General features: G+C 45.8%; 27 protein-coding genes. 3 read left to right on the top strand and 24 right to left on the bottom strand.

Features of this window, described 5'->3' with window-relative positions; genetic code table 11:
• Positions 1 to 2: 2 nt before the first annotated feature.
• The 14 genes from ftsL to AF333_RS09360 all read right to left on the bottom strand — a co-directional run bounded on the left by ftsL (position 3) and on the right by AF333_RS09360 (position 12,954).
• Positions 3 to 386 carry a cell division protein FtsL gene (gene ftsL, locus AF333_RS09425; protein WP_043066083.1) on the bottom strand — a complete coding sequence of 128 codons (384 nt, stop codon included), beginning with the start codon at positions 384 to 386 and terminating at the stop codon, positions 3 to 5.
• A 21-nt stretch (positions 387 to 407) separates the two neighbouring features.
• A complete protein-coding gene (rsmH, locus tag AF333_RS09420; protein WP_043066084.1) occupies positions 408 to 1,346 on the bottom strand; it encodes a 16S rRNA (cytosine(1402)-N(4))-methyltransferase RsmH in 939 nt (312 codons plus the stop codon).
• A gap of 22 nt (positions 1,347 to 1,368) precedes the next feature.
• The gene (gene mraZ / locus AF333_RS09415) at positions 1,369 to 1,800 is read right to left on the bottom strand and encodes a division/cell wall cluster transcriptional repressor MraZ (RefSeq protein WP_043066085.1); all 432 of its coding nucleotides are present in this window, start codon (positions 1,798 to 1,800) and stop codon (positions 1,369 to 1,371) included.
• Positions 1,801 to 1,982: 182 nt separating this feature from the next.
• Complete coding sequence (locus tag AF333_RS09410) at positions 1,983 to 3,245, bottom strand: adenosylhomocysteinase (protein WP_043066086.1); 1,263 nt, start codon at positions 3,243 to 3,245, stop codon at positions 1,983 to 1,985.
• An 18-nt stretch (positions 3,246 to 3,263) separates the two neighbouring features.
• Positions 3,264 to 4,904: a bacillithiol biosynthesis cysteine-adding enzyme BshC gene (gene bshC, locus AF333_RS09405; RefSeq protein WP_043066087.1), complete on the bottom strand. Its 1,641-nt coding sequence runs from the start codon at positions 4,902 to 4,904 to the stop codon at positions 3,264 to 3,266.
• Positions 4,905 to 5,031: 127 nt separating this feature from the next.
• Positions 5,032 to 5,643: a TetR/AcrR family transcriptional regulator gene (locus AF333_RS09400; RefSeq protein WP_052812084.1), complete on the bottom strand. Its 612-nt coding sequence runs from the start codon at positions 5,641 to 5,643 to the stop codon at positions 5,032 to 5,034.
• Positions 5,644 to 5,749: 106 nt separating this feature from the next.
• Entirely contained in the window at positions 5,750 to 7,306 is a 1,557-nt protein-coding gene (locus AF333_RS09395; protein ID WP_407638636.1) for an acyl-CoA carboxylase subunit beta, read from the bottom strand.
• Entirely contained in the window at positions 7,281 to 8,219 is a 939-nt protein-coding gene (locus tag AF333_RS09390) for a hydroxymethylglutaryl-CoA lyase (RefSeq protein ID WP_043066088.1), read from the bottom strand. Before AF333_RS09390 ends, AF333_RS09395 begins: the two co-directional genes overlap by 26 nt.
• A 12-nt stretch (positions 8,220 to 8,231) precedes the next feature.
• Entirely contained in the window at positions 8,232 to 8,447 is a 216-nt protein-coding gene (locus AF333_RS09385; protein ID WP_043066089.1) for an acetyl-CoA carboxylase biotin carboxyl carrier protein subunit, read from the bottom strand.
• Positions 8,448 to 8,469: 22 nt separating this feature from the next.
• On the bottom strand, positions 8,470 to 9,816 hold the full coding sequence (locus tag AF333_RS09380; RefSeq protein WP_043066190.1) for an acetyl-CoA carboxylase biotin carboxylase subunit: 1,347 nt from the start codon (positions 9,814 to 9,816) through the stop codon (positions 8,470 to 8,472).
• A 174-nt stretch (positions 9,817 to 9,990) separates the two neighbouring features.
• A complete protein-coding gene (locus AF333_RS09375) occupies positions 9,991 to 10,662 on the bottom strand; it encodes an RsfA family transcriptional regulator (protein WP_043066090.1) in 672 nt (223 codons plus the stop codon).
• Between the two features lie 141 nt (positions 10,663 to 10,803).
• Entirely contained in the window at positions 10,804 to 11,565 is a 762-nt protein-coding gene (locus AF333_RS09370) for an enoyl-CoA hydratase/isomerase family protein (protein WP_043066091.1), read from the bottom strand.
• Positions 11,566 to 11,633: 68 nt separating this feature from the next.
• On the bottom strand, positions 11,634 to 12,518 hold the full coding sequence (locus AF333_RS09365) for a 5'-3' exonuclease (protein ID WP_043066092.1): 885 nt from the start codon (positions 12,516 to 12,518) through the stop codon (positions 11,634 to 11,636).
• Between the two features lie 76 nt (positions 12,519 to 12,594).
• On the bottom strand, positions 12,595 to 12,954 hold the full coding sequence (locus AF333_RS09360; protein WP_021624572.1) for a Spx/MgsR family RNA polymerase-binding regulatory protein: 360 nt from the start codon (positions 12,952 to 12,954) through the stop codon (positions 12,595 to 12,597).
• Positions 12,955 to 13,365: 411 nt separating this feature from the next.
• Between AF333_RS09360 and AF333_RS09355 the strand changes: the two genes are divergently transcribed.
• Together AF333_RS09355 and AF333_RS09350 are read left to right on the top strand one after the other, a co-directional pair.
• A complete protein-coding gene (locus AF333_RS09355; protein WP_043066093.1) occupies positions 13,366 to 14,070 on the top strand; it encodes a helix-turn-helix transcriptional regulator in 705 nt (234 codons plus the stop codon).
• Positions 14,071 to 14,181: 111 nt separating this feature from the next.
• Positions 14,182 to 14,469: a DUF2626 family protein gene (locus AF333_RS09350; protein WP_043066094.1), complete on the top strand. Its 288-nt coding sequence runs from the start codon at positions 14,182 to 14,184 to the stop codon at positions 14,467 to 14,469.
• A gap of 59 nt (positions 14,470 to 14,528) precedes the next feature.
• On the opposite strand, the gene AF333_RS09345 is transcribed toward AF333_RS09350, so the two are convergent.
• From AF333_RS09345 to AF333_RS09325, 5 genes are all read right to left on the bottom strand, one after another.
• Positions 14,529 to 15,689, bottom strand: a complete 1,161-nt coding sequence (locus AF333_RS09345; RefSeq protein ID WP_043066095.1) for a class I SAM-dependent methyltransferase — start codon at positions 15,687 to 15,689, stop codon at positions 14,529 to 14,531.
• A 318-nt stretch (positions 15,690 to 16,007) separates the two neighbouring features.
• A complete protein-coding gene (locus AF333_RS09340; RefSeq protein WP_052812086.1) occupies positions 16,008 to 17,540 on the bottom strand; it encodes a sensor domain-containing diguanylate cyclase in 1,533 nt (510 codons plus the stop codon).
• A gap of 112 nt (positions 17,541 to 17,652) precedes the next feature.
• Positions 17,653 to 17,838: a cbb3-type cytochrome oxidase assembly protein gene (locus AF333_RS09335; RefSeq protein WP_043066096.1), complete on the bottom strand. Its 186-nt coding sequence runs from the start codon at positions 17,836 to 17,838 to the stop codon at positions 17,653 to 17,655.
• Positions 17,839 to 17,978: 140 nt separating this feature from the next.
• Positions 17,979 to 18,614 carry an MBL fold metallo-hydrolase gene (locus tag AF333_RS09330; protein ID WP_235356084.1) on the bottom strand — a complete coding sequence of 212 codons (636 nt, stop codon included), beginning with the start codon at positions 18,612 to 18,614 and terminating at the stop codon, positions 17,979 to 17,981.
• Between the two features lie 101 nt (positions 18,615 to 18,715).
• Positions 18,716 to 20,050, bottom strand: a complete 1,335-nt coding sequence (locus AF333_RS09325; RefSeq protein WP_043066098.1) for a PhoH family protein — start codon at positions 20,048 to 20,050, stop codon at positions 18,716 to 18,718.
• A gap of 266 nt (positions 20,051 to 20,316) precedes the next feature.
• Between AF333_RS09325 and AF333_RS09320 the strand changes: the two genes are divergently transcribed.
• Positions 20,317 to 20,835: a YhcN/YlaJ family sporulation lipoprotein gene (locus tag AF333_RS09320; RefSeq protein WP_052812087.1), complete on the top strand. Its 519-nt coding sequence runs from the start codon at positions 20,317 to 20,319 to the stop codon at positions 20,833 to 20,835.
• Positions 20,836 to 20,859: 24 nt separating this feature from the next.
• Here AF333_RS09320 and AF333_RS09315 read toward each other — a convergent pair whose 3' ends face one another.
• From AF333_RS09315 to AF333_RS09295, 5 genes are all read right to left on the bottom strand, one after another.
• Complete coding sequence (locus AF333_RS09315) at positions 20,860 to 21,315, bottom strand: pyridoxamine 5'-phosphate oxidase family protein (protein WP_043066099.1); 456 nt, start codon at positions 21,313 to 21,315, stop codon at positions 20,860 to 20,862.
• A gap of 447 nt (positions 21,316 to 21,762) precedes the next feature.
• Complete coding sequence (locus AF333_RS09310) at positions 21,763 to 23,904, bottom strand: sigma-54-dependent Fis family transcriptional regulator (RefSeq protein ID WP_043066100.1); 2,142 nt, start codon at positions 23,902 to 23,904, stop codon at positions 21,763 to 21,765.
• Positions 23,905 to 24,325: 421 nt separating this feature from the next.
• Positions 24,326 to 24,604 (bottom strand): hypothetical protein, encoded by a 279-nt coding sequence (locus AF333_RS09305; RefSeq protein WP_043066101.1) that lies wholly within the window; start codon positions 24,602 to 24,604, stop codon positions 24,326 to 24,328.
• Between the two features lie 18 nt (positions 24,605 to 24,622).
• Positions 24,623 to 25,036, bottom strand: a complete 414-nt coding sequence (locus tag AF333_RS09300; RefSeq protein WP_043066102.1) for a hypothetical protein — start codon at positions 25,034 to 25,036, stop codon at positions 24,623 to 24,625.
• Between the two features lie 4 nt (positions 25,037 to 25,040).
• The gene (locus AF333_RS09295; protein WP_043066103.1) at positions 25,041 to 25,295 is read right to left on the bottom strand and encodes a YlaH-like family protein; all 255 of its coding nucleotides are present in this window, start codon (positions 25,293 to 25,295) and stop codon (positions 25,041 to 25,043) included.
• Positions 25,296 to 25,305: the final 10 nt, after the last annotated feature.

Below are 25,305 nucleotides of genomic sequence, written 5' to 3'. Positions count from 1 at the left end.
TCCTAGTTCGAGGCTGTGCCGCCTTTAAATACCCGTACTGTATCATCAAGCTTGGTCAATCCCATTTGTTCAGCAATACTACGAATCCGCTCCGGTTTGCTCAATTCGTCGATTTTGGCATGGAGCTCTCCGTTCTGCTCCGTTACCTTCTTCACTTCTTGCTTTGTCTCAAGGATTTGATAGTTATAATGCGAGATTTTCGCGTAACGGGCGATGAGAAACGTGGACACGATGACGAGCGCAATGACAACAAAAAAGTAAAGCAATTTCTCTCCGGAGCTGATGCCAGGGCGAATCGTCACGCGCTTCTTCTGAATCGTACGCTGTTTCGGCTTCGGTTTCTGCTCAATCCGTGTGGCTAGATTTCCTTGGTTGTATGGCCGCAAAACATTCGTCTCCTCCTTTGCCTATTTTTCTACTTTCTCCGCAATCCGTAGCTTCGCCGAACGTGCTCTGCGGTTCTCGTTTAATTCGGCTTCTTCCGGTACAATCGGTTTGCGTGTAATGACCTTCAGTGTCGGCTTGTTGCCACAAGCGCACTGGGGAAAATCTGGCGGACATACACACCCCTTGCTGTACTCCTGATAGATCTGTTTGCAAATTCTATCTTCTAATGAATGAAAGGTAATGACGCTTGTCCTTCCACCTGGAGCAAGAAGTTCTATCCCTGCTTCCAATGCTTCTTTAAAAGCGTTCAGTTCGTCGTTCACCGCAATGCGAATAGCCTGGAATGTCCGCTTTGCCGGATGTGGACCAGTGCGTCTGGCTGCAGCTGGAATACCGCGCTTAATTAGTTCGACCAGCTCACCTGTCGTAGTAATCGGATTTCTCTTGCGCTCGCCCGCAATCTCCTTGGCGATACGGCGTGCGAACTTCTCTTCGCCGTATTCGAAAAGAATGGAGGCGATTTCTTCCTCCGGCCATTCGTTAACAACTTCATACGCGGACAATAGCTGCGTGCGGTCCATCCGCATATCAAGCGGTGCATCCGCATTATAGCTAAAGCCACGCTCAGCCTCATCCAACTGTGGTGAAGATACGCCCAAATCGAACAATACTCCGTCAATCTGCGGAATATGTAACTCTTCAAGCACTTCTTTCAGACGACGAAAATTGCTTTTCACAAGCGTAACATGTTCCATGTACGGCGCGAGGCGCTCTTCTGCGTTAGCGAGAGCGATATCGTCCTGATCAATGGCAATAAGACGTCCCCCTCCACTAATCTTTGATGCGATTAATGAACTGTGGCCGGCACCCCCAAGCGTACAATCCACATAAATTCCGCCCGGCTTAATGGCCAAGCCGTCCACTGCCTCTTGGTGCAGCACCGTGATGTGATGGAACATTATTTATCCTCCTTGCATCCTACTACAAATCAAAATCAACAATTTTTTCCGCAATCTCATTAAAATAATCACCGGATGTGGACGTATACGCTTCCCACGCCGTCCGGCCCCAAATCTCAACTCTGTTGGATACGCCAATAACGACGCATTCTTTTTCAATTTGCCCATGCTTACGCAGAGCGGGTGGTATGCTTACTCTTCCCTGCTTGTCCGGTGCGCATTCAGTCGCGCCGGAGAAAAACAAGCGGGTAAACGCACGGGCATCAGCCCTGGTAAAAGGGAGGTTCTTCAGCTTGCTTGTCAGCACGCTCCATTCTTCCATTGAATAAACAAACAAACAACGGTCTAAACCGCGCGTCATTACGAAGCGTTCGCCCAGTTCTTCCCGAAATCGGGAAGGAACCGTCAGTCGTCCCTTATCATCGAGGGTATGCTCGAACTCTCCCATGAACACGCATTCTCACCTACCTGTTTGCATTTCCCTCCACTTTCCCCCACATTATACCACATACGTATTCTAGCTTATAAACCGAAATCCTTCTATAAAAATTTAGGAAGTTTTGTGGAATTAGCGCTAATTGCATAAAAAAAATGTCGAATGAGTGAACGAACTCATTCGACATTATGATTTTTAGCCTATTCTTCTTTCCAGCTTTCCAGATACGCCTTTTGTTCTTCGGTCAAAATATCTACACCTAATCCTAAAGCTTCTAGCTTTAGACGTGCTACTCGTTCATCCAACTCGTATGGCACGTTCAGTACGCGCGCTCCGATTTCTTCATACTTCTCGTTAACATATGCAAGTGAAATAGCCTGCAGCGCAAACGTCATATCCATAATTTCCGCCGGATGTCCATCGCCTGCTGCCAGATTGACGAGACGTCCTTCCGCCAATAGATAAATTTTACGCCCATCTTTTAACACATACTCCTCGATGTCTTTACGCACAACACGTTTGGATGTAGCAAGCGCTTCAAGCTCTTGTTTGTTGATTTCAATATCGAAATGACCTGCATTGGATAAAATAGCGCCGTCTTTCATCGCTTCCATATGTTCGCCGCGGATAACATCGCGGTTTCCTGTTACTGTCACGAAGTAATCGCCATGCTTAGCTGCTTCCGCCATCGGCATTACCTCAAAGCCATCCATATATGCCTCAATTGCCTTGATGCCATCAATTTCAGTAACGATAACCTTGGCGCCAAGTCCTTTCGCGCGCAACGCCACGCCGCGTCCGCACCAGCCATAACCGACGACGACAACTGTCTTGCCGGCTACTACTAGGTTTGTTGTACGGTTGATGCCATCCCATACAGACTGTCCCGTACCATAACGATTATCAAACAAATATTTGCAGTACGCATCGTTTACCGCAATCATCGGGAATTTCAGTTCACCGGATTTCTCCAGCGCACGATTGCGGATAACGCCTGTGGTCGTCTCTTCGCAGCCACCGCGCACTTGCGTCAGCAGATCTGGACGCTCAGAATGCAAAATTGTTACGAGATCTCCACCATCATCGATAATTAAATCCGGTTTTGTCTCAAGCGTTTTAATCATGTGCTCTTTATACTCAGCCGGTTCTGGATTGTACTTGGCAAACACCGTAATACCATCTTCTACAAGAGCGGCCGCTACATCATCCTGCGTAGAAAGCGGATTACTACCTGTAATCGTTACGTCTGCGCCTCCTGCTTTCACTACTTTTGCAAGGTATGCCGTTTTCGCTTCCAGATGAAGCGAGATAGCTACTTTCAAGCCTTTGAACGGCTGTTCTTTTTCGAACTGTTCACGGATACGGTTCAATACCGGCATATGTTCTTTAACCCAATCAATTTTCAGATGTCCGCTCGGCGCAAGGCTCATATCGCGCACAATACTTTTTTCCGTTGTATTCAAAATGTCAGCCTCCCATTTCTAATCAATGGATACCGCATAGTGGCCGGGCGATATTTCGTACGGATACGAAGCAAACTCCCTAAACCAATCCATGCCGTATTTGTTAAGATAACCAAATATATTGTAAACGCGTTCCTGTGGTTTGTCCAATGGAAACAATGAAAGGGCCACCTTATCAAATTGGCGCAAGGCCGCTTCGTGCTGTTTAATAAATGCAGCCTGAATTTTATGTTCGTAATAAACGACCTGTTCTAAGACTTTCTCCAAATTTTTCTCGCCCAGCTTTTGTAAACCGCGCTCGATGTCCGTCGCCTCTTGAATGAGAGGTTCATACAATTGTCTGATACTTTCTCTTGCATCCGCGAATTTCTGTTCAAGGTGATGCGTATCCTGGGCAATTAAGAACTGTTCCCTTTTCTCTGCAAGTCGTAGGAGCGCATCTTCTACACTCAATTCATATTTACGCATATTTTTTTGGACGGCACCCTCCAACAAACTGAATGACAATCGCGGAATAAGTGGCGGCATTTCATACCCCATATGCTGGAAGTATTCGGCGTAAAGCCCCCAGTAGGCAATTTCCCCTGGACCCCCGACAAATGCAAGCGTAGGTAGCAGATATTCCTGCATCAAGGGCCGGGTGACCACATTCGCGCTGAATCGTTCCGGTTGTTCTTCTAATAAAATTAGCAGTTCTTCCCTTGTATACGTCTCGCTGCCATCTCGCGTCCGGAACATACCATCGGAAAGACGCGTTACACCGATCCGCTCTCCCTCTCGATACAAAAAGAACTGTGCATTGGTAGCATCTGTCTCAACCTGCTTATGGTAACCTAATGCTTCCAGCTTTTTGCCCTGTTTGGCTACCGCCTCGTTCATCTCTGCATTCTGTTTAATAATTTGTGTAAACACCGGGACCTCAAGACGTCGCACAAACGGAAGGGCTGCATCCATCAGCACGAGTCCCTGCTCACCGAGCAACCACGCCATTGTTCGGGCGAAAAAGCCAGTCAACGTATCAGACTGATCAGCAAACCGATACAGCCTCTCTTTAATCTCCCCCGTAAACTCTGTTTCAATTTGCTCTGCGAAGTATTCGTTAACCAATGCCTGCATGTCATCTGTATCCATCTGAAGATGCGAGACAGATGACCGTCCTTCTGATTCGGCCGCCAGCTTTACTTTTTTCACCTGAGAATCACGTGTCTGAATATACACATGATTAACTTCTTCGTAGTCATGATCTTCCCCGGCAATCCAAAATACCGGAACGACCGGCTTGCCTAGCCTATTTTCTTGCTCAGCAGCCAGACGAATAATCGTAATGGCCTTGTGAATCGTGTAAAGCGGCCCCGTCAGCACACCTGCCTGTTGTCCTGCTACCGTCACATATGCATCCGAACGACGTAGTTTTTCGATATTTTCTATGGCTCGCGCATGATTGCCAATCTCCTGGTTAAATGCAAGCAATCCGTCCGCTAACTCATCCCGGTGCTTCACCGCATGCGATTCAAGCCATGTGAGACGCTTTTCAAAACTCGCCTGTTCATAGGGAGTATATGGATAGAAGTCCCTTACTATTCCATAGTTATGTATGTAATCATGTACAAGCATCTGGCCGGATGGCAGTTGTACCTGTTCTAACCGCACATGGTTCATCCTTTCTTTCTCTTATTTAAAATAAGTATAACATATAAAGTGAAACTTCGTTATCGTCACATTCAGTAATCGAAAGACACAAAAAAAGATAGACAGGAAGCACTCTCCCCATCTATCTTATCTCTGTTCAGTCTTGAATATGTTTAATTATATCAGTTTCAGCTATATCGGTTTCAGTCCTCGACAAACCAAGCATACGCTGAACGAGTCCCATTACATATCTTTGGTTCTCTTCCAGCTGTTCGGGGAAAAACACTCCAATATGTGTTACCGCTGCTATATAAGTCAATACATGACGCTCAATCCACACGGATTCCTTGGTAGCTTCCGTAAACACATTAAACAGATGCTTTTTCAGTTGCTCATGCGCTCTCATTTGCGCTTTATGCCCTTCATCACGTATTTCCACATTACGCTGCGGGTCTTCAACAATCTCACGCCAGAAACTGGAGTGACGAACAACGAAAGCAAGCAGCAAATCCGTAATAGATTGCAGCTTTTCAACGGTATGCTGGTTCTCGTCACGCGTAATCTCAAAAATCCGAAAATCAAGCTCATCTGATTGCTGAACGAGAATGGCCTGGTACAGTACGGCTTTGTTTGGATAGTAGTTGTAAATCGTACCGACCGCAATGCCCGCCTCTTTGGCGATAGATCGCATATCCGCCTGCCGGTATCCTTTCTCGATAAAAACCTTATGCGCAGCCGCCAGAATACGCTGTCGAAAAGAATGACTCATGTTCCTGCTCCTCAATCGCTATCATTATGTTTCATCATAGCACATCCGCGCACATTCTGAAATGTCAATCAAGGAACAGTACGTATCTAGCATGTCACCGTGCGGATTATACCGGGTAAACCGGATGCTTGCGGTGTGAGAATGTCAACTGTTTGCTTCCGTATGCTGAAAGGCGCCCGACAAGCTCTTCTCGCAAGCGGCTTCCTTCCACAATTCCGTCGATGATAAGCTCGGAAGCTAGACGATAAATATCAATATCTTCCTGGTATTCTTTTCGTTTCTCCATTACGAATTTCTGGCGTTCCTGTGCATCCTCAATAGCATTGATTTTGTTGCTATATACAGCATTAACAGCAGCTTCCGGTCCCATAACCGCGATTTGTGCGGTAGGCAGAGCCAGGCAGCAATCAGGTTCAAACGCCGGACCTGCCATCGCATACAAACCGGCACCATATGCTTTACGTACGATAATCGAAATTTTTGGTACGGTTGCTTCTGACATCGCCGAAATCATTTTGGCTCCATGACGGATAATGCCTGCACGCTCTACCTTTGTACCGATCATAAAACCAGGAACGTCGGCGAGGAACAGCACCGGAATGCCGTATGCATCACACAGATTAATAAAGCGCGCGGCTTTATCTGCTGAATCAACGAACAGTACACCGCCTTTTACACGCGGCTGATTTGCAATAATTCCTACCGGTTTTCCGTCCATACGGGCGAATCCAGTAATCAGCTCTGCTGCAAACAGCTTTTTCATCTCATAAAACGAATCTTCATCCACAATGGCCTCAATCAATTCATGCATATTAAACGGCGCATTCTGATTTGTCGGTACGATTTCTTCTACGCTGCGAATCCCCTCTTTCGGCGCTTTCGCTTCGTGCACCGGTGGCTTCTCCTGAAAATTAGCTGGAAAATAAGAGAGGTACTGACGCGCCGATTCGATCGCTTCCTGTTCAGAGGAAGCCAGCACATCACCGCAGCCGCTGACAGAGCAGTGCATGCGTGCGCCGCCCATCTCTTCAAGTGTAACTTTCTCTCCGATCACCATCTCGGCCATACGCGGAGAACCAAGATACATGCTGGCATTGCCTTCTACCATAACAACAATATCGCAGAATGCCGGAATGTATGCACCACCTGCCGCAGAAGGTCCGAACAGTACACATACTTGCGGAACCATACCGGATAGCTTCACTTGATTGTAAAAGATGCGCCCTGCGCCACGACGGCCCGGAAACATCTCAATCTGATCAGTAATACGCGCACCTGCCGAGTCTACAAGATAAATCATCGGTACACGAAGTTTTTCCGCCGTTTCCTGAATGCGGATGATTTTCTCTACCGTCCGTGCTCCCCAGGAACCGGCCTTAACAGTGGAATCGTTCGCCATGACACAGACTGTCTGCCCGTTCACTTTACCGATGGCTGTCACTACACCGTCCGCTGGCAAATCCCCGGCCATAAAGTTGGCAAACAAACCATCCTCCAGTTGAAACTCATCATCGAACAGCAACTTCAACCGATCGCGTACAAACAGCTTATTATGCTCTTTATTTTTCTCATGATATTTCTCCGCGCCGCCACGCTGAACCTGCTCAACCCGTTCGTGAAGCTTCTCCTCCAGCGTCTTATTTATCTGTTGTGTATCGCTCATTCGCACTTTCCCCTTCCGTGCATGTTTTTTTCATTGCCTGCAGTACCCTTGAGGGCAGCGTACGGTTAAGTATCCTCTCCATGAACGTTCCTACTTCTACGACTTCCTCCAGCTTCACTCCTGTCTCCATGCCCATTCCGTGCAACATATAGAGAACATCTTCCGTAGAGATATTGCCGGATGCACCAGGCGCATACGGACACCCGCCCAGCCCACCGATAGAGCTGTCAAATGTGCGGATGCCAGCTTCAAGCGCCGCATAAACGTTGGCAAGCCCGGTTCCACGCGTATCATGAAAATGACCGGCAAGCCTTTCCTCACCAAATAGCCCAATGAGCGAGGTAAAACGTTCTTTTACCTGTCCCGGCGTCCCGACACCAATCGTGTCTCCGATAGATACCTCATATACACCCATACGTAACAATTCTTCTGTCACACGGGCTACTGCCGAAAGAGGTACATCTCCTTCATACGGACAGCCGAATGCAGTCGATACATAGCCGCGTACTTTCATGCCTACCGCCGCTGCCGTCTCGACCACCTCCCGCAATACAGGGTATGTTTCTTCCATCGTTTTATTAATATTGCTCTTGTTATGCGACTCGCTAGATGACATGAAGACTGCAATTTCTTTGATTCCAGTCTGCTGTGCTCGTTCCAACCCTTTCAAATTTGGTACGAGCGCACTGTAGACAACGCCATCTTTTCGCTGAATCCCATTCAGCACGTCTACAGCATCTTCCAATTGTGGAATCCACTTCGGATTGACAAATGAAGTAGTCTCAATTCTACGAATACCAGCACTGACTAATCGCTCAATCAGTTCAATTTTAAGAGAGGTATCAATAATTTCCTTTTCGTTCTGTAGTCCATCACGCGGGCCGACTTCAAATAGGGTAACCCGGTTTGTCATACTGCTACCTCCTTACCCTTCAAGCTCGATCAACACATCTCCTTCGTTGACGAAATCACCTACATTTACTTTTATTGCCGTTACTTTACCAGACACTTCGGCTGCTACGGGTACTTCCATCTTCATTGATTCAAGCATGACTACATCGGCGCCACCCTGCACCTCATCCCCTTCATTCACTAATACATCGATTACTGTACCCGCCATGTTTGCCACGATTTGTTTCATTTTATATTCCTCCCATATTGTATTATTTATTGGTCGCACGCTTCATTTGTTGGACGAACTGTGTTGTGTATATTCCCGCCGCGAACGTTTCATTATGCAGCACGTCGCCAAGCATCGGGAGATTCGTTTTAATGCCCTCGATTACATACTGTGTGAGCGCTTCTTCAGCACGGGTGATTGCTTCGGTGCGCGTGCTTCCGCTAACGATTAACTTGCCTATCATCGGATCATAGAATGGTGTAATGGTTGAACCCGACTCAACGGCATCGTCAACGCGAATCCCTTTCCCTTCCGGTTGTTCATATCTTGAAATTGTACCCGGAGACGGCATAAATGTAACCGGATCTTCAGCATAAATGCGAAGTTCTATCGCATGTCCACGTTGCATTACCTCTTCCTGAGAAAATGTTAGCGCTTTCTCTTCAGCAATCGCCAACTGCATCTCTACAAGATCAAAGCCTGTTACAGCTTCAGTAACCGGATGCTCCACCTGAAGGCGCGTGTTCATTTCCAGAAAGAAAAATTCCTTCTCTCCATTCATGATAAATTCAACGGTTCCGACTCCTGTATAACCAACTGCCTGTGCAGCTTGAACAGCCGTTTGGCAAATCGCCTCCCGTGTCGCATTATCAAGGAACGGAGACGGACTTTCTTCAATTACCTTCTGATGACGTCGCTGAATCGAGCACTCCCGCTCAAACAGATGGATGATCTGGCCATGTTTGTCGCCGGCAATCTGTACTTCGATATGGTGTGGTTCTTCAATATATTTCTCGATAAACATATCATCGTTGCCAAAATACGCTTTCGCCCGTCCCTTGGCGGACTGGAATGCTTTTCGCACTTCTTCTTCATTTTCGCATACTTGCATGCCGATACCGCCGCCACCCGCGCTTGCCTTCAGCATGACCGGATATCCTATGCCCGCTGCGATGTGGCACGCTTCTTCCGCATCTGCGATGCTGCCGTTATATCCCGGAACTACCGGTACCCCCGCTTCTATCATTCGGGCTCGTGCACGAATTTTGTCACCCATGTCCTCCATAACTTCCGGATGTGGACCAATGAACACAATCCCTTCTTCTGCGCATCTTCTCGCAAAGCTCCCATTCTCCGAAAGAAGGCCGTAGCCTGGATGAATTGCGTCGGCCCCCTGTTCCTTGGCGGCCTGTAAAATCGCTTCCATATTCAAATAGCTCTTCGCTACCGGTGGTGGACCGATAACGACCGCTGCGTCTGCTTCACGCACAAAAGGCATGGAGGCATCCGCTTCCGAATGAACCGCAATCGTGCGAATTCCTTTTGCTTTGCATGTCCGTATGATTCGACGGGCGATTTCGCCCCGATTCGCAATGAGAACCGTTTTGATCTCCATTTGCTCACCCTTTCATGCACAATATGTAAAAATCAGTCACTCTATAAATGATATTTTCTACAAAGGATTAAAAATACCTTTCTTACTTTCGAAATTTTTTTAATTGAGTGCCATAAAAAAAGACGGAAGGGCTTACACTACCTGTTCGCCTGTTCCGTCTTTTCTTTTTTATCTGTAATCGACACGCTCGAGATTTCCATTAGCGTCCATCTTAAAACGCGGTTTCACATCAACCTCTTCTTCTCCACCAAGAAATGCCATCTTACGCGCACGATCCATAATCTGAATCAAAGCTTTGTAATCGTCGTTAACGACTTGATAGTCCGACTTCATCAAAGACAGCTCTTCTCTCAGACTCTCATTCTCGGTGCGAAGCTCTTCAAGCTCCTTGCGGCTATCAGCCGCTTCCTTTTCCAACTGTTTCATACGCTTATATGCATCCTTCTGTCCACGCAGAAAACGAATGACGACATCAAGGGAAATTTCCTCCTGCATCTCCTGCTGTCTTACAGCAATCGCCTCATCCACTTCAGCATGAGAGGTTTCTTCTGCTAGACTTGCCTTTTCCATGAGAGGAACCGGAGAAATACTTTTCAGCCTCCGTTTCGCTTTCTTGCGCTCCTGGCGATGGGCCTTAGCGATTTGAATGGCATCTTCATAACGTTTACGCACGGCACTGTTCCAGCGGAATCCACACGCAGCTGCCGTCCTACTGAGACGCTCACCTACTTCTTCGAATGCACATAGTTGGGTACTTCCCTCGCGAATATGGCGCAGCGTCACTTCTGCCAGCAGCAAATCATCATCCGGCGTCCATGCGTCTTGACGTGTTACAGTCATATATAAATCCCTCCGTTTAATTCCAAATTGCCTTGTTACCACTATTTTTATGCACTTACTAGAGTTCATAGAATGATTTTCTAGTAAAATAGTATGTCCAGCGGCTAAAAGATTTAAACGGAAGAAGGTTGGTTTTTTCGTTTATTTTTTCTGCAAAAACTTCTGAACGACATCGTAATGCGCTTCCGATCCCCAGAGAGAGGAGCATAAATCGATTTCTTCTTCGATACATACCTCTCGTGCCAGGCCAGAATCCACCATCTTGGCTACTTTCATGTATGCTTCAATACCTGCAAGCGGCTTATCTGCAATCCGTCCTGCGAACTTCATTACTTTATCATGCAATGCTTCATGCGGAAATACGCGGTCGATAAATCCAATTTCCTTGCCATATGCCGCATCAAACAATTCACCAGTCAGCAGTAATTCCAAGGCGTTGTTCGTACCGATTTTTTCCATCAAACGAGTACCGCTGCCCCAGCCTGTAATAATATGCATGCCGATTTGCACGAAGCCCATCTTCGCCTTATCACTCGCCATACGAAAGCGACATGCGGCCGCGAATTCGCAGCCACCACCGATAGCCGCGCCATTCATCATCGCAATTGTTGGTTTTGCATACCGATCGATTTTACTCAGCAGGCGGGCCACACGCATAAGCATAGGATATGATTTATCCTTTGTGCGCACGGACAAAAATTGATCCAGATCGCCTCCAGATACGAATGCTTTATCTCCCGCTCCTGTGAAAACGATCACTTTTACTTCCTTATCGGACGCAAGCTCATCCAAACAAGTATCCAACTCTTCTACCATTTCGAAGCTAATGGCATTTCGGACACTCGGACGGTTCAATGTAACCAACGCGACACCATCTTGTTTGTCTAGTAAAACCGTATTCACATTATTCCCTCCCCTATACTCCTGAGCGTATGTATATCAACCAAAACGCTTTCGTGGAACCCTATACCTTATCTAATGGTATGTTCAACTAACCTGTTCAGCAGGCGGTGAATCTCGTATTCTGCAAACTTCTGCTGTGCATGTTCCATGTCGATACACCAAACACAACCATCCAAAGTCATCTCGTGTTGGACATCGCAGGCGATCGTTGCCAGTTCACGGGACATGTGAAGCATGTCGATGTTTTCCGTAATTTTTTTACGCAACGCAGGCGTAAGCTTGTCTACATTGGCAAGCAGATTCTCGATCGTTTCATATTCGGTAATAAGCTTAATTGCTGTCTTCTCACCTATTCCTTTAACCCCCGGATAATTATCCGAAGCGTCCCCCATAAGACCTTTCACATCAATCATTTGAATCGGGCTTAGCCCCTTCTCAGCGTGCAGCACATCCAGCGTATACACCTTATAATTGGATAAACCTTTTTTCATAATCGCCACATGTACATTCTCTTCGATAAGTTGAAGTGCATCATGATCCCCGGTTAGAATAATAATCTGTGCTTCCTTTGCAAACGTACGACTGAGCGAACCGATGACATCATCTGCTTCGTACCCCGGCACACCTATATTAGGCACTCCGAGTGCTTCTACCATCTCTTTGACCAGTTCAAACTGCGGTAGCAGATCATCCGGCGCTTCTCCCCGGTTCGCCTTATAGTCGGGAAACTTTTCATTACGGAACGTCTTCGCTCCCATATCCCAACAACAAATGATATGGGTCGGGGTGAATGTCCCTATCGCGTCAAAAAAGTACTGCATAAATCCGTAAATAGCATTTGTCGGGTATCCGTTCTTTGCATACATCGGCCCCCGATTTGCCAGCGCATAGTACCCGCGGAACAGCAAACTCATACCATCTACAAGCATAATTTTATGTGGTTGCAACGTCATCTCCTCCATCAATATTGTAGCACAAAAAGCCGACGGGCATGCCCGTCGGCTTTTTACTTGACAAATGTACGTAGCGTTACGCTAACAAATCTTGCATGGCGGTACGATTATAGCCGATGATTAAATTCTCTCCGTCAAAAATAATCGGCCGGCGAAGTAACCTCGGTTCTTCGCTTACCATCTCCAGCAGCTCGGAAACGGTCATGTCTTCGATATCCTTGTCCAATTCTTTGAACTTGCGGCTGCGTGTCGATAAAATATCATCGGTGCCATTGTTAGTCATTTTAATAATTTCTAACAATTCCTCAGCTGAGGGAGGATTTTTGAATAGATGACGCTCATCATATTCGACCCCCTTCTCTTTCAGGAACGCTTTGGCTTTACGGCAAGAGGTGCAGCTTGGATAAGTAAAAAATGTTAGGTGATGCTCACTCATCCCCGGTCATCTCCTTGTCAACTATTCGCATGTTATCTATATAAATTAGCTTGATACATTGACATGCTTTTGCGGAGCGAAGTATGACAAGAGAAAGGAAGGGAGGTTGGAAAGAGAATGCCAGATTTCTTCATTATCTACGCATAGAATGTCCCAACATCCTACTTCTTTCCCACCTCGCACCACGATACAATTATTAAAAAGTGAAACAACGTTCATATGTAACAAATATATAGCTTATAAATAATGTAAAGTGAATAGAGAATAGGAATACCTACCATCTTTAATTTATTTAATTATATTATTGGGTTTATTTCTATGTCAATAGTGTTTACAAAAGTTTCATTTACCCTTTCCTTTATTTGTACTATAATTAACCCCAGATATAAGAAATAATGAGGGGGACTACCAGTGGAAAATGAAACTTTAAAATTGACCAGCGTACTTGCTGATCCAACCCGTTTTTCCATTTACCAATACATTGTGTCCAACCACCGGGCCGTTACTGTACAGGAAATTGCTGACCAATTCGATATTCATCCAAATGTTGCGCGTCTTCACCTGACAAAGCTTGAGGATGTGAACCTGCTGGATTCCACTTCGGAAAAAACCGGTAAGGGCGGTCGTCCAAGTCGTTTGTATTCTTTATCTGATCAGGTCATCAGCCTACAGTTCCCACCGCGCGACTATCAATTGCTGGCCAATATCGCTATCGAAACACTGATTTCTCTGGGTGAAGCCGGACAGAAGGCGCTTTACGAAATGGGACGCAAATTTGGGCATGAGGCGGCAAGACAAGCTATTGAGAAAGAGCGGACCAGCATTAGCGAAATGAACCCAGAGGAAAAAATCGCCTCTATTCACCGTTTAGTGCTTGCACAGGGACTTAACCCTGAAATCGAGCTTATCGGTGAACAAAATCTTCGTTTCCGCGTATACAATTGCACGTTCAAAGAAGCTGCGTCAAAAAATCCACAGAGTATCTGCCGGATGCATCACGCGCTTCTGCTCGGTATTTTCGAGACATACTTCGGCGAAAACATTTCATTAATCGAAGAGAATTCGATGCTAGCAGGATGTAAGTCCTGCGACTATACGATGTTGCGCCTTTCCTAATAATGTGTCATATAATAGACAAACCTTCGCGTTTACAGTCTTTACCTATTGGATTATAATAATAATGATTGATAGGGTTATCTACAACAGCAGTAAAAGGAGGGAATTAGAATGGCACGCATGTACCGCGTCCTGGCATTTTTCTGCCTGGTCATTGCGCTAATGGGGTTATGGGGTGGCTTACAAGCAATGGCATTGTTATTTTTCGCTCAAACGGGCATGTTCCTTGCTTTAAGCTTTGTTGAGCTTTCTGAAAGAACGTACATGATGATTTTTATGACTTATCTGCTGTTAGCGTTTACGGGCTTCATGTTTTACGCTTTCTTCGGTGACTATCCGACAAACCTTGAAGGTGATCATGCAAGCGCAATCGTAAACACGGTGTCCTCATTCTTATAATACATGTAAAAACGGAGCGGAAAAACCCCCTCCGTTTTTTCTATGCTTTCGCTTTATTTTTATCTTTGCAGCGTCCAGGGCATACAACATGCAAGTTCTCTCTCTACACACTTCCCCTGAATCAGTACGCGAAATGCGCTGCCCATTCCATCTCCCATAATAAGCTGCCGAATGGCACGGTTTCGTTTTGCTGCCTCATTGCGGAATGGATCTCCTCCTGTATGTTCCTCAAGTTTTTGCAATATGCCTGCCTGCATTAAAAATTGCTGCTGTGTATAAAAACCAAGCGTCTCAAGCCCTTTCTCCTCTGCCACGTCTATCAATGCCGAGAAGTTCACATGGGTTGTAATATCCTGCGCACCGGGCTCTTCATAAGGATTTTCACTCATTGTATGCTCCTTATAACATAGAAGTGTTCCTTTCTTCCGGGAAGGTGTATACAATACACTCCGTTCATATCCGTAGTCAACAGTAAGCGCATAGCCTTCAATCAACCATTCCGCTATGCTTTCCATCCAGCGTACACTGTCCAAATTCACTTCTGTTCGATATCCTTCCAGCGGAGGAATGCCTTCCTGTTTAATATAATCGACAAGCCCATCTGTCGAAAGCGGTCCCAGTCGCTCGGCAAACAACTCATCTCCCTCGTTATTCTCCGTTACATAGATTTCATACCAGCTTCCGTCTCGGTATTCAACGATATGGACAGGGAACGCATCCGGCAGTTCGTTGGATAACAGTATTCCACGTAATTCCGGCCACATGGCCTTCGCCTCATCCACGCTCTTGTACCATTGTATGTCGACAACATTTCGAAAAGGAAGTAGCGCTTCCTCTTGAAGCACACGATGATACGCACTTGCCTCAATCATCACATATGTTAGAGATGGTACGCATGCAGCAAGACGCCCTGTCTTCTGCAGGGAATGGAGAATTTGTGCACTTAATTGCCCGCTCCCCCCACCCATTTCTACAATCGCCAGCTTAGTGGAAGGAAGCTTGTTTATCATTTCCCATAGCGTATCAGCCAGCACTTCTCCATACACAGAACTAACCGAAGCATTCGTATAAAAATCTCCTCGTTTGCCGATTTTGGTTCTTTCCTGCTGATAATACCCGCCTTCCGGTGAATATAGTGCATATTCCATATAGGTACGGAAGGAAATCATCCTTTCCGTCGTCTCTTGAATTGCTCGCTGGATCGTTTTCGTTACATCCATAGTATCCCTCTCCTACTATACATCTGACTTTATGAATCAATATACTCTTGTAGTTCAAACTACTCTAAAATGTTGAAATATCAAGTGTAATTTATATTATACCTATCAAAAAAAACAATAGATTTTCTATTTAACACTATTGACACAGTTTAAAAAGCAGTTTATTATGTAGTTAACATCCCATATGTAAAACCCAGGGGCATTGCCCCACCCTATTAGTTTAACTCTAATCCTCCCCCTAAACACCACCTTTACCCCAAGGTGGTGTTTTTCATTGTAGAAAAGAAACCAGCTCGGCGCCCGCCTTGCTGGTCGATATCAAACTGTCCCTAATTTATTTTTTGCGATTTTAATGCGATCCTTCCCCTGATGCTTAGCACGGTACATGGCATCATCAGCAAGCATAAGCAACTCTTCTTTATTCTGGGCGTGATACGGGTAAGCGGCAAGGCCGATGCTTGCCGTAATCAGAAATGAAAAATCGAGCGAACGAAATGCCATTCGAATCCGCTCAACAATGCGATATGCATCTTCCAATTGCGTACGCGGTAGCAGCAGAATTAGCTCTTCGCCTCCATACCTCGCCACAATGTCATATGCTCGGACCTGCCGCTGTACCATATGGGATACAGCCACCAGAACGTTATCCCCCACAACATGCCCATATGTATCGTTGATTTTTTTAAAATCATCAATATCGATCATAACGAGGCACAGAGGCATATTATACCGTTCAGCACTCGCATACTCTTCCGCATAACGTTCGGAAAAATATTGTCGCGTATGAAGCCCTGTCAATCCATCGGTAACAGCTAGTGTCTTAATATGCTCATATTGCCGTACATTCATAATCACCGTTCCCAATTGACGCGCAATTGCGGTTAAAAATTGCAGCTGCATATCGGTGAATCTTCGGTACTCCTTATTATCAGCATAAATTACGCCAAGCGGATTATCTTTATACATAATAGGCACCGTGACTCCGCTGTACAAATCTAATAGATGTGCAGCATCCCCACAGCGCTCATCATATCTCCCGTCCTTCACCACTACCGGCAACCCGGTACGAAACGCTTCCTCATGTCTTCGATCACCTCCTACAGAAGCTGGAAGTGTCAAAGAACCGGCCCACTTGGTGTTTACTTTGCCGCTGGCATTTGAAAGTACAATCTTCTCTCCCGCTTCATCAACGAGGCCGATGATTACGCGAGAACAGTGAAATGTCTCAGCAATTTGACGGTGCACAAGTTCTAATACATCCTCTATATTTTTATCAGCGTCCGCCGCTATCGCCATCATATCATATAAAAGCTGAAGCTTGCGTCTCTGGTATTGCAAATCCTGCTGTTGCTGCCAATTGTAAACAGCAATACTTAGACGAGCAGCAACCCCTTCTAAAAATTCTAATAAATCTCCCTCGATTACCATCTCCTGTTCATGAAATACATAGAGCACTCCATGTCGCTTCTCATTATGCTGAATGGGAAGCAAACAAAGCGTTCCGTACGTATGTAGCGGCAAAAGCGTGACACGGACGGATTGCTTTTGTGGATACAGTATTTGCACTGCACCATCCTCTAATACTTGTCTTTCGGATGCTAGTGCCTTCAGCCCAAAACAATATCGGCTTTCCTCTCGATCGGTATCCACCCATACCTGTAGATTTTGTTCTTGTTCCTCCATTAGCGCCACACACATGCCGGCGCCTAAGGCACGCCGAACCGTTTCTCCAGTAAATACGAGCGCCCTCTCCAGTTCAGTTTCTTCTGCAATATAAACATTGAGCTCATTCAATAGGCGAAGTAGGCGAATATGCCTTTCCGTCTGTTCCCCGCAATATTCGTGGCTCATCTTAACCACCTCACACCAGCTTCACAGACCTTTCTTACTTCTCTTATTGTACACTGAATCGATGCTTCAAAATGACAAAAAAGCATACTCATCGACGAGTATGCTTCTCTGTCTATCTTTTTGAATTAATTGGCACATCAACCATAGAATCCTCTTCAAGCATGCGATATTTTACACCTTCTACATCATCAAACTGTCCGCTGGATTTCGCCGCATACCAGATGAGCAAAGCCGAGCCAGTGAAACAAATCATAATCGTGATGAGCATCCATGTTCCAATGGACATTCCAAACAGCATTGATCCATCATCCCTTTTCCTAAAAGTAATACCAAGTCCCCTATTAGTCTTTCCATTCTTCCCCTTAGTTTAGCAATGTTTTCAAATGATGTGTGTCTTTTATCCTGTAATGGTGTGAAAAATATGTGACAAACCTAGTGTTACCGCAGTGTTTCGACAATAAATGGATTGTGTAGCTTCTCAAAACCTATCGTCGTGTCCGGTCCGTGCCCAGGGTATACACGTGTCTCTTCTGGAAGAGGCATCAACTTCTCCTGAATGCTGCGGATTAATTGTTCATAGTTTCCACCAGGCAAATCGGTTCGACCAATCGAATGGGCAAATAACGTGTCTCCGCTGAACAGTTCCTGTCCGATTAAGAACGATACCCCCCCCGGCGTATGCCCTGGTGTCTCCATTACCTGCACGTTGAATCCGGCGAGCGTAAGCATATCGCCATCCTTTACTTCATGCTCAGCGTAATCTGTCGTCATCGGCCCCCCAATCATCGGCCAATTCGAAGAACCATTCAAGTTCGGATTGGTTAACCACTCCTGCTCAATATTGTGAATATAGACAGGTGCGCCGGTTTTCTTACGGACTTGCTCTAAGCCTCCCATATGATCGAAATGAGCATGCGTTAAAAGAATCGCCCGCACTTCATATTCGCCCGCTTTATCCAAAAGTTCGCTCGGATGCATACCGGCGTCAATAATGATGGCCTCATTCGTCTCTTCATTAGCTACAACATAGCAATTCGTCTGTAACGGTCCTAAAGGAAAAGTGTAAATGCGCAATGAACTGCCCTCCTGTATCTTGTTTTCCCTAGTGTACCATCTTTATCTACAAAACGAAAAGCCAAAGCCCCGCCAGAACAAGGCGGAGCTTTTCGTTTTTCTTATAATAAATCGGCAGCCAATTGCGCCAGGGAGGAACGCTCCCCTTTCTTTAATGTAATATGGCCCGACATTTTTTCTTTCTTAAATATTTCCACCACGTACGTCAATCCGTTATTAACTTCATCGAGATACGGGTGATCAATTTGCTGCGGATCGCCCATCAGAATGATTTTGCTGTTCTCGCCGACCCGCGTCAAAATAGTTTTTACTTCATGTTTCGTTAAATTCTGAGCTTCATCAATAATGATGAACTGTTCAGGAATACTACGGCCACGGATATAGGTAAGCGCTTCGACCTGAATGCTACCAAGTCCCGCCAGAATTTTATCCAAATCCCTGGACTGCTTCGTGTTGAACAAATACTCCAGGTTATCATAAATCGGTTGCATCCATGGGCGCAGCTTCTCCTCTTTCTCTCCCGGCAAATATCCGATATCCTTGCCAAGCGGTACGATAGGTCGTGCAACTAACAACTTTTTATACGCGCGTTCATCCTCTGTTTGCATAAGTCCAGCTGCAAGCGAGAGAAGTGTTTTTCCTGTTCCCGCTTTACCAGTAAGGGTAACAAGCGGAATATCTTTATTGAGCAAGAGTTCCATCGCCATTTTTTGTTGAGCATTCCGCGCTTTTACACCCCAGACGATTTCATCTCCGAACACAAGCGGCAACAATTGCTTTCCATCCCCGCTCACCCGGCCGATGGCTGAGGCGGATGAACCCAGCTCGTCTTTTAGAATAAGAAATTCATTGGCAAGAAACGTGTGGTTAGGCAGAAGGCCTTGCAGTTCGAACGGACCCGCGCTATAAAATTGTTGAATGGTGTCAACCGGAACTTGGATGGTCGCATATCCTTTATAGAGGCTGGAAAACTCATGCACCACCCGGTCGGATAGGAAATCTTCCGCAGGAAGCCCGAGTGCATCGGCCTTTACACGCAAAAGTGCATCTTTTGAAACGAGAATGACGGCGCGAGGCGATTTTTTCTGCTGCTCTTCCGTATGCAAATTCATTGCTACCGCAAGAATACGGTTATCATTCGTCATATCGTGAAACAATTCTTGCATGCGCGCAAACGATCGGTGATTCAATTCTACGCGCAGCCGGCCTCCACTATCCAGCTCAACACCGTGATGGAGTTGTCCTTTCGTACGCAATCCGTCTAGTAGCCTGGCGGTATGCCTAGCATTCCTTCCAATTTCGTCCATCAAACGTTTTTTGGAATCTACCTCTTCAAGCACAACAGCCGGCAATACTACATCGTTATCTTGAAACGAGAAAATCGCCAACGGATCCTGCAGCAGTACATTCGTATCTAAGACATAGATTTTTTTCAATGTCTCGCCTCCCGGGCAATATATATGGATGCTTATCCTGATGGCAAACGCACAAGCGTTTGCCGAAAGCTTTCTAGTTACGGAAGTACAAATAAAGAGCGATCTTCAATCCATACGCTTTACTTTACTTTATGGTTTATGGAGGTTTGTTGTTAGTGTATGTTACAAAAAATATTCTAGAAGGGAAAATCGCGTATGCCTCCTTTCCTTTTGCGAAACACTACGTTTAAAGAACGTGCAACCAATACAGGAAAGGATGTGACAGGATGAAGAAGCATGTACTATTTTTGCTTGCCATTCTCACACTTGCCGGGTGCGGCCCTAATAATGCGACAAACCCTCAACCACCAGAGAACCAAACCCAAACCCAGCGAGTTCAACAAACCGCGCCACAACCACAGCGCCCACAAAATGCAACGGCTACAGCTGACAGGCTAGCAAAGCTGGCTACCAGCGTGCCACGAGTAGATGGAGCTACAGCCGTCGTCCTCGGTAAAACTGCCATTGTCGGTATTAATGTGGATGACCGACTTGATCGCGCTCGTGTCGGTACGATTAAATACTCCGTAGCAGAAGCATTACGCAAAGATCCACAGGGTGCAACAGCGCTCGTTACTGCGGACCCAGGTATCGTACAGCGACTTAGAGAAATGAACGAAGACATCGGTCGCGGCAGACCCATTGCTGGATTGGCTGAAGAGTTGGCCGATATTGCGGGCCGTCTCGTACCTCAGGCTCCGACTCGTGTACCAGAACGAAATCAGTCCCCTGCACAAAATCAATAGACAAAAAAATGCCTGGTCATACGACTAGGCATTTTTAAGCGCTTCCATTACTTGATTATCCAGTTTTTCCGCTGCACGCGCATCATACGTTTTCTCGAAATGCGGCTCAACAGCAATACGCGACCCATAAAACATAACGTCGCGTACTTCTTCAATCATGACCTCAATAAGCGTTAGCTTCAACGGTACATTCTCCATCCGTTCTGCTTTCACATGCGCATGCCCACTGATGGAATACACGGATCCACGAGCAAACACATTAAGCACAACATGACTGTTGTGCTGGATATTCTCAACGATGACCGACTTGCTGTTAACAGCAAAACAAATCGTAGAGACGTTCGACGCGTATACCCATGAAATCGCGCTCACATAAGGGCCTCCCGATTGTCTGTTCACCGTAGACAACATGGCAAACCGTTCGTCCTGCAATAACGCCAGCAGTTCCTGGCTCAGAGATTGTGCCACAACTTCTGCCATAAGCAAAACCTCCCTGCATCTGAGGATACCTTCATTGTACAACGAATGGAAACATATCCTCAACTGCCAATTCGCAAACAGTTGGCATCGCGTGCTGCTATACAATAAAAAATTAGGATGGAATGGGAATGAACTATCGCAAAAAATCCGTACGCTTAGGTTTCTCTCCACTCTTTGGCGGTTTTTTATTTGTATTTGCCATCGCGTATATTATACTTTTTATTTTTATTATTTAGTATGATTTCTCTTTATCCGGCCTCTCCAGCCGAAGGCTTGCGATAGTTCATTATTTCATTCTCTCCACTTTTAAATCATTGCAAGTCTTGTGCCAAATTTTCTAACACGAAGAATAGCTAGAAAACTGTAGTAAAAAGAAAAAAGTGATGCAAGCGCATCACTTTTTTGCATCGTTTTCGCATCAAAGATATAGAAAGCATCGATAATGCATCACTTTTTTTGTTGAATACCGTATTTATTTAACCGACGAACTACAGTTGATTGATGCACGCCCAACATCTTGGCTACTTTTCTTGTACTTTGATACTTTTCATATAAGGACAACAATTGGCTCTTTTCTTGTTCTGGCGTTAAAATCATATCAATACGCTTTATCATCTGTATATCCTGATCTGAGCCACTTTCCTTGTGCTCTGCAGGAAATGCAACGGATGATACTTGGTGGTCAAGCGTGGTTTTCGGCAGATGTCCTACATCAATGACCGGATCAACAGTGGTTACAACCAATCTTTCGATAATGTTTTCGAGCTCCCGTACGTTTCCGGGCCATGTGTATGTCTGCATCCTTTCAAAGGCTTCATAAGAGATTCGCTTATCTACTTGGTACTTCGCATTGAACTTTCCAAGGAAATATCGAATCATCGGGAACAAGTCTTCTTTCCGCTTACGCAGTGGCGGCACTTCAATCGGGACTACATTAATTCTGTAATACAAATCCTCTCGAAAGGTACCTGCCTGCACACGATCCACTAAATTAGCATTCGTTGCCGCAATCAAACGAAAATCAACACTTCTCTCCTTTACATCTCCAATACGAGTGACCCGCTTCTCTTGTAGTACAGTTAACAGCTTTACTTGTAAGTCAGACGGCAACTCTCCGATCTCGTCCAAGAATAGTGTACCGCCGTCCGCCAATTCAATCAGTCCGGGTTTTCCTTTCTGCTGTGCTCCGGTAAACGCTCCCGGCGCATAGCCAAACAGTTCTGATTCCAGCAGAGTACCTGGTATAGCCCCGCAATTAATTGAAATAAAAGGCCCTCGCGCTCGATCGCTTCGCTGATGAATCAGCTTAGCCAGTACGCCTTTACCTACTCCCGATTCTCCCAGGATAAGAATCGATGTATCTACTGGAGCGATACGCATACACATCTGAAGGATGTTCCGCATCTCTTCACTTTCCGCGATCACGCCTTCAATCTCCATCTGCTGCGCACGTAGCACTTCCAATTCCGAGTGATACCTTTCAGAGAGCTGTTTTGCTTCTTCAAGCTCAGCCTTTACTTTATTTAATTGGCTTAAATCCCGACAATTCATTACGATTTGCAGAATGTCACCTGTTTCATCATCCAGAATTGGTGTACCTGTCGATAATAATACACTCCCGTTCGCTACATGCTGGATGACACTGACACGCTTCTTTTTCTCCAGTACAAGCTTACTCACCGCCTGAGAAATGATGCCACGTCGTTCCAGTTCTTCCTCCTGTCTGCCGATGGCCTCATGCCCTGGCACACCTGTCATACGGCTGAACGCTTGATTGAAATGACGAATCACACCACTGCGATCAGTCACAACAATGCCGTCATGCGAAGATTCGATAATCGTATCCAACTCACGATTCAATTTTTGGACAGCCGTTAATTCCTGTGAGATGCCTTCAAGTTCCGTGATGTCCTGCATCACGCTCGCCATCCCAATTTTTTTCCCATTATCCGTAACGATCGGGGTATGATTAATAAGCAACTTGCGGCCGTCATAATCAAGCCTAACCATTTGCTTTTTTTCAAGAGAGAGTAATAAATTCAGCAGTGTCGTATCAGATACGAGCTCACTGATGGAGATACGAAACATATCCTTTTGTGAGATGCCAAGCAACCGCTCCGCCGCCTGATTAATTGATAGCACATGTCCAGTCAAATCGACAGCCACAATCCCATGGTATGTCGATTGCAGAATTGCATCCAGTTGGGAAATGGTCTTCCGGGTCTGATGCTCAAATGCGCGCAAAATATCGGTTCGTGTTAAAATTCCAACCAGCGTGCCAGAACGGTTAATCACCGGAAGACGACCTGCTTCAAGTTCTTCATCCCAATCCTCATATATCTGCTGATCATCATACAATGTCACAAGACGAGTCTGCATAAGCGTACCAACCGACGTTTCTTCTGGAAAATGATTCTTCATCGCACGAAATACATGTGATTTAGTTACTAGGCCAATCAATTTGTATGCTTCATCTACTACCGGAAGGCCGTCGATCCGATTTTCAAGCAGCAACGAGGCGGCCCGGCTGATCGTCTCTTCTTTATATAGAACAATCGGATTTGCTGTCATATAGTCCCGTACCTTCATCGCGTCCGCTCCTTCTTCGTCTAGATATTCTCATTTTAGCATATAAGAAAAACTCGCTGGCGTTGCCGCTCGTCCTTTTTCGACAAAGAAGCGAAACGGCCATTGTGTGGCACGAAGGTCGGAGTGACAAAACATCTGGGGATCTCGATGGTGCAGACAATTGTCACTCTTATTCGACCTTCGTGCTACACAACTCCACACCCTTGACCGATGCCAAGCTATTGCGCAGGCAACCGCCTTAGTTGCCCTTATGCAGCTCTGCTGTGAAAAGCAACGTTTGGCAACGCCTCGCGAGCTTTTCTTTGCTTAAAAAGGGAGGAAAGTATATCTCACTTTACAACAGTAAAGTGAGATATACTTTCCTAATCATTAAAAAAGAGTACGGAATAGCGCATGTCCGTACTCAACTTAAATGATCTTTTTACTTTCCATAGCGCGGTTCCGCTTCGATAGCCGCAAGCAGTTGCTCCACCGCTTCCCTGTCATAGAACTGTTTTTTTGTTTTTCCTTCCATTGTATATGTAACATGGTACATGGTCTCATCTTTCGTAAACGCTAGATCCTCCAGCTTATAATCTTCCTCAAGAACAGAATAAAAAAACTCGCTCGTTTTTTTTGCTGCATCATCCTCTGGCCGAGCGTCTGCAACAATTTTAATCTGTAGATAATCAAATAGTGCATTCTGAAATTGCTTCGTCAATGTCTCCACTCCTCGCGTTTATTCTTTAATTACAATGGCACGCATCCCGCTTTGTAACCAGCGTTCCATATGTCCTGCAATCTCTTCCGTGACTTGCGGTACAGCCACGAGCAGCCCTCTTATCTCCTCTTCTGAAAGCAGCATATGAAAAAAACTCTGGCCACAATGAGATAACCTCCATTGTCTCCCGTCGAATTCAATATCCCCTTGCACGGAAAGATCGAAATCGGCTGCTGTTCCGCAAGCTCCAGCCTCTGCTTCCTCGTCCGGCTCATCCGGAAGAATCGCCGCCTTTACGAGCGGCAGCAGACGCGGATGGATGCCCTTCAGTACAGATAACACAGGAGCTATCTCTGACTCTGTGTAACGAATCCGTTCTTCCCCTAGCGTCCAACCTTCTTCCGTTTCTCTTATCGGTGTCAACCACAGCATGACTTCACCCTCTCTGCTCTTTTTCTCGCATCGACTTCACATCTTTACGTCGCAGGCGGGTCAGGAACAGTACAACAACAGCGACACAAAGGGCCGGAATCATTGGAAGTTCCAGCGCATTGAACAATGTAAGGGGAAATGCTCCGATAAACAGCAGTACATAAACGCCTACTTTCTTAAGAATAGGCAGCTTCTGGGCGAACCCTAGCTCATATGTTACTGCCGTTAATACAAAAATCAGAAAGAATTCTATATACATCTTTTATCTC

Origin of the sequence: Aneurinibacillus migulanus (genome assembly GCF_001274715.1) — a bacterium.
GTDB classification, from domain to species: domain Bacteria; phylum Bacillota; class Bacilli; order Aneurinibacillales; family Aneurinibacillaceae; genus Aneurinibacillus; species Aneurinibacillus migulanus.
The sequence above is the reverse complement of the archived record's forward strand: the minus strand, read 5'-3'. Positions and strand labels throughout refer to the sequence as shown.

What these genes read in the sequence shown, in the direction of transcription:
- rsmH (WP_043066084.1), bottom strand. Translation starts at nt 1,346, where the DNA reads ATGTTCCATCACATCACGGTGCTGCACCAAGAGGCAGTGGACGGCTTG.
- bshC (WP_043066087.1), bottom strand. Translation starts at nt 4,904, where the DNA reads ATGAACCATGTGCGGTTAGAACAGGTACAACTGCCATCCGGCCAGATG.
- AF333_RS09400 (WP_052812084.1), bottom strand. Translation starts at nt 5,643, where the DNA reads ATGAGTCATTCTTTTCGACAGCGTATTCTGGCGGCTGCGCATAAGGTT.
- AF333_RS09395 (WP_407638636.1), bottom strand. Translation starts at nt 7,306, where the DNA reads ATGAGCGATACACAACAGATAAATAAGACGCTGGAGGAGAAGCTTCAC.
- AF333_RS09390 (WP_043066088.1), bottom strand. Translation starts at nt 8,219, where the DNA reads ATGACAAACCGGGTTACCCTATTTGAAGTCGGCCCGCGTGATGGACTA.
- AF333_RS09385 (WP_043066089.1), bottom strand. Translation starts at nt 8,447, where the DNA reads ATGAAACAAATCGTGGCAAACATGGCGGGTACAGTAATCGATGTATTA.
- AF333_RS09375 (WP_043066090.1), bottom strand. Translation starts at nt 10,662, where the DNA reads ATGACTGTAACACGTCAAGACGCATGGACGCCGGATGATGATTTGCTG.
- AF333_RS09365 (WP_043066092.1), bottom strand. Translation starts at nt 12,518, where the DNA reads ATGACGTTGCAACCACATAAAATTATGCTTGTAGATGGTATGAGTTTG.
- AF333_RS09360 (WP_021624572.1), bottom strand. Translation starts at nt 12,954, where the DNA reads ATGAGTGAGCATCACCTAACATTTTTTACTTATCCAAGCTGCACCTCT.
- AF333_RS09350 (WP_043066094.1), top strand. Translation starts at nt 14,182, where the DNA reads ATGGCACGCATGTACCGCGTCCTGGCATTTTTCTGCCTGGTCATTGCG.
- AF333_RS09345 (WP_043066095.1), bottom strand. Translation starts at nt 15,689, where the DNA reads ATGGATGTAACGAAAACGATCCAGCGAGCAATTCAAGAGACGACGGAA.
- AF333_RS09340 (WP_052812086.1), bottom strand. Translation starts at nt 17,540, where the DNA reads ATGAGCCACGAATATTGCGGGGAACAGACGGAAAGGCATATTCGCCTA.
- AF333_RS09335 (WP_043066096.1), bottom strand. Translation starts at nt 17,838, where the DNA reads ATGCTGTTTGGAATGTCCATTGGAACATGGATGCTCATCACGATTATG.
- AF333_RS09320 (WP_052812087.1), top strand. Translation starts at nt 20,317, where the DNA reads ATGAAGAAGCATGTACTATTTTTGCTTGCCATTCTCACACTTGCCGGG.
- AF333_RS09315 (WP_043066099.1), bottom strand. Translation starts at nt 21,315, where the DNA reads ATGGCAGAAGTTGTGGCACAATCTCTGAGCCAGGAACTGCTGGCGTTA.
- AF333_RS09310 (WP_043066100.1), bottom strand. Translation starts at nt 23,904, where the DNA reads ATGAAGGTACGGGACTATATGACAGCAAATCCGATTGTTCTATATAAA.
- AF333_RS09300 (WP_043066102.1), bottom strand. Translation starts at nt 25,036, where the DNA reads ATGCTGTGGTTGACACCGATAAGAGAAACGGAAGAAGGTTGGACGCTA.
- AF333_RS09295 (WP_043066103.1), bottom strand. Translation starts at nt 25,295, where the DNA reads ATGTATATAGAATTCTTTCTGATTTTTGTATTAACGGCAGTAACATAT.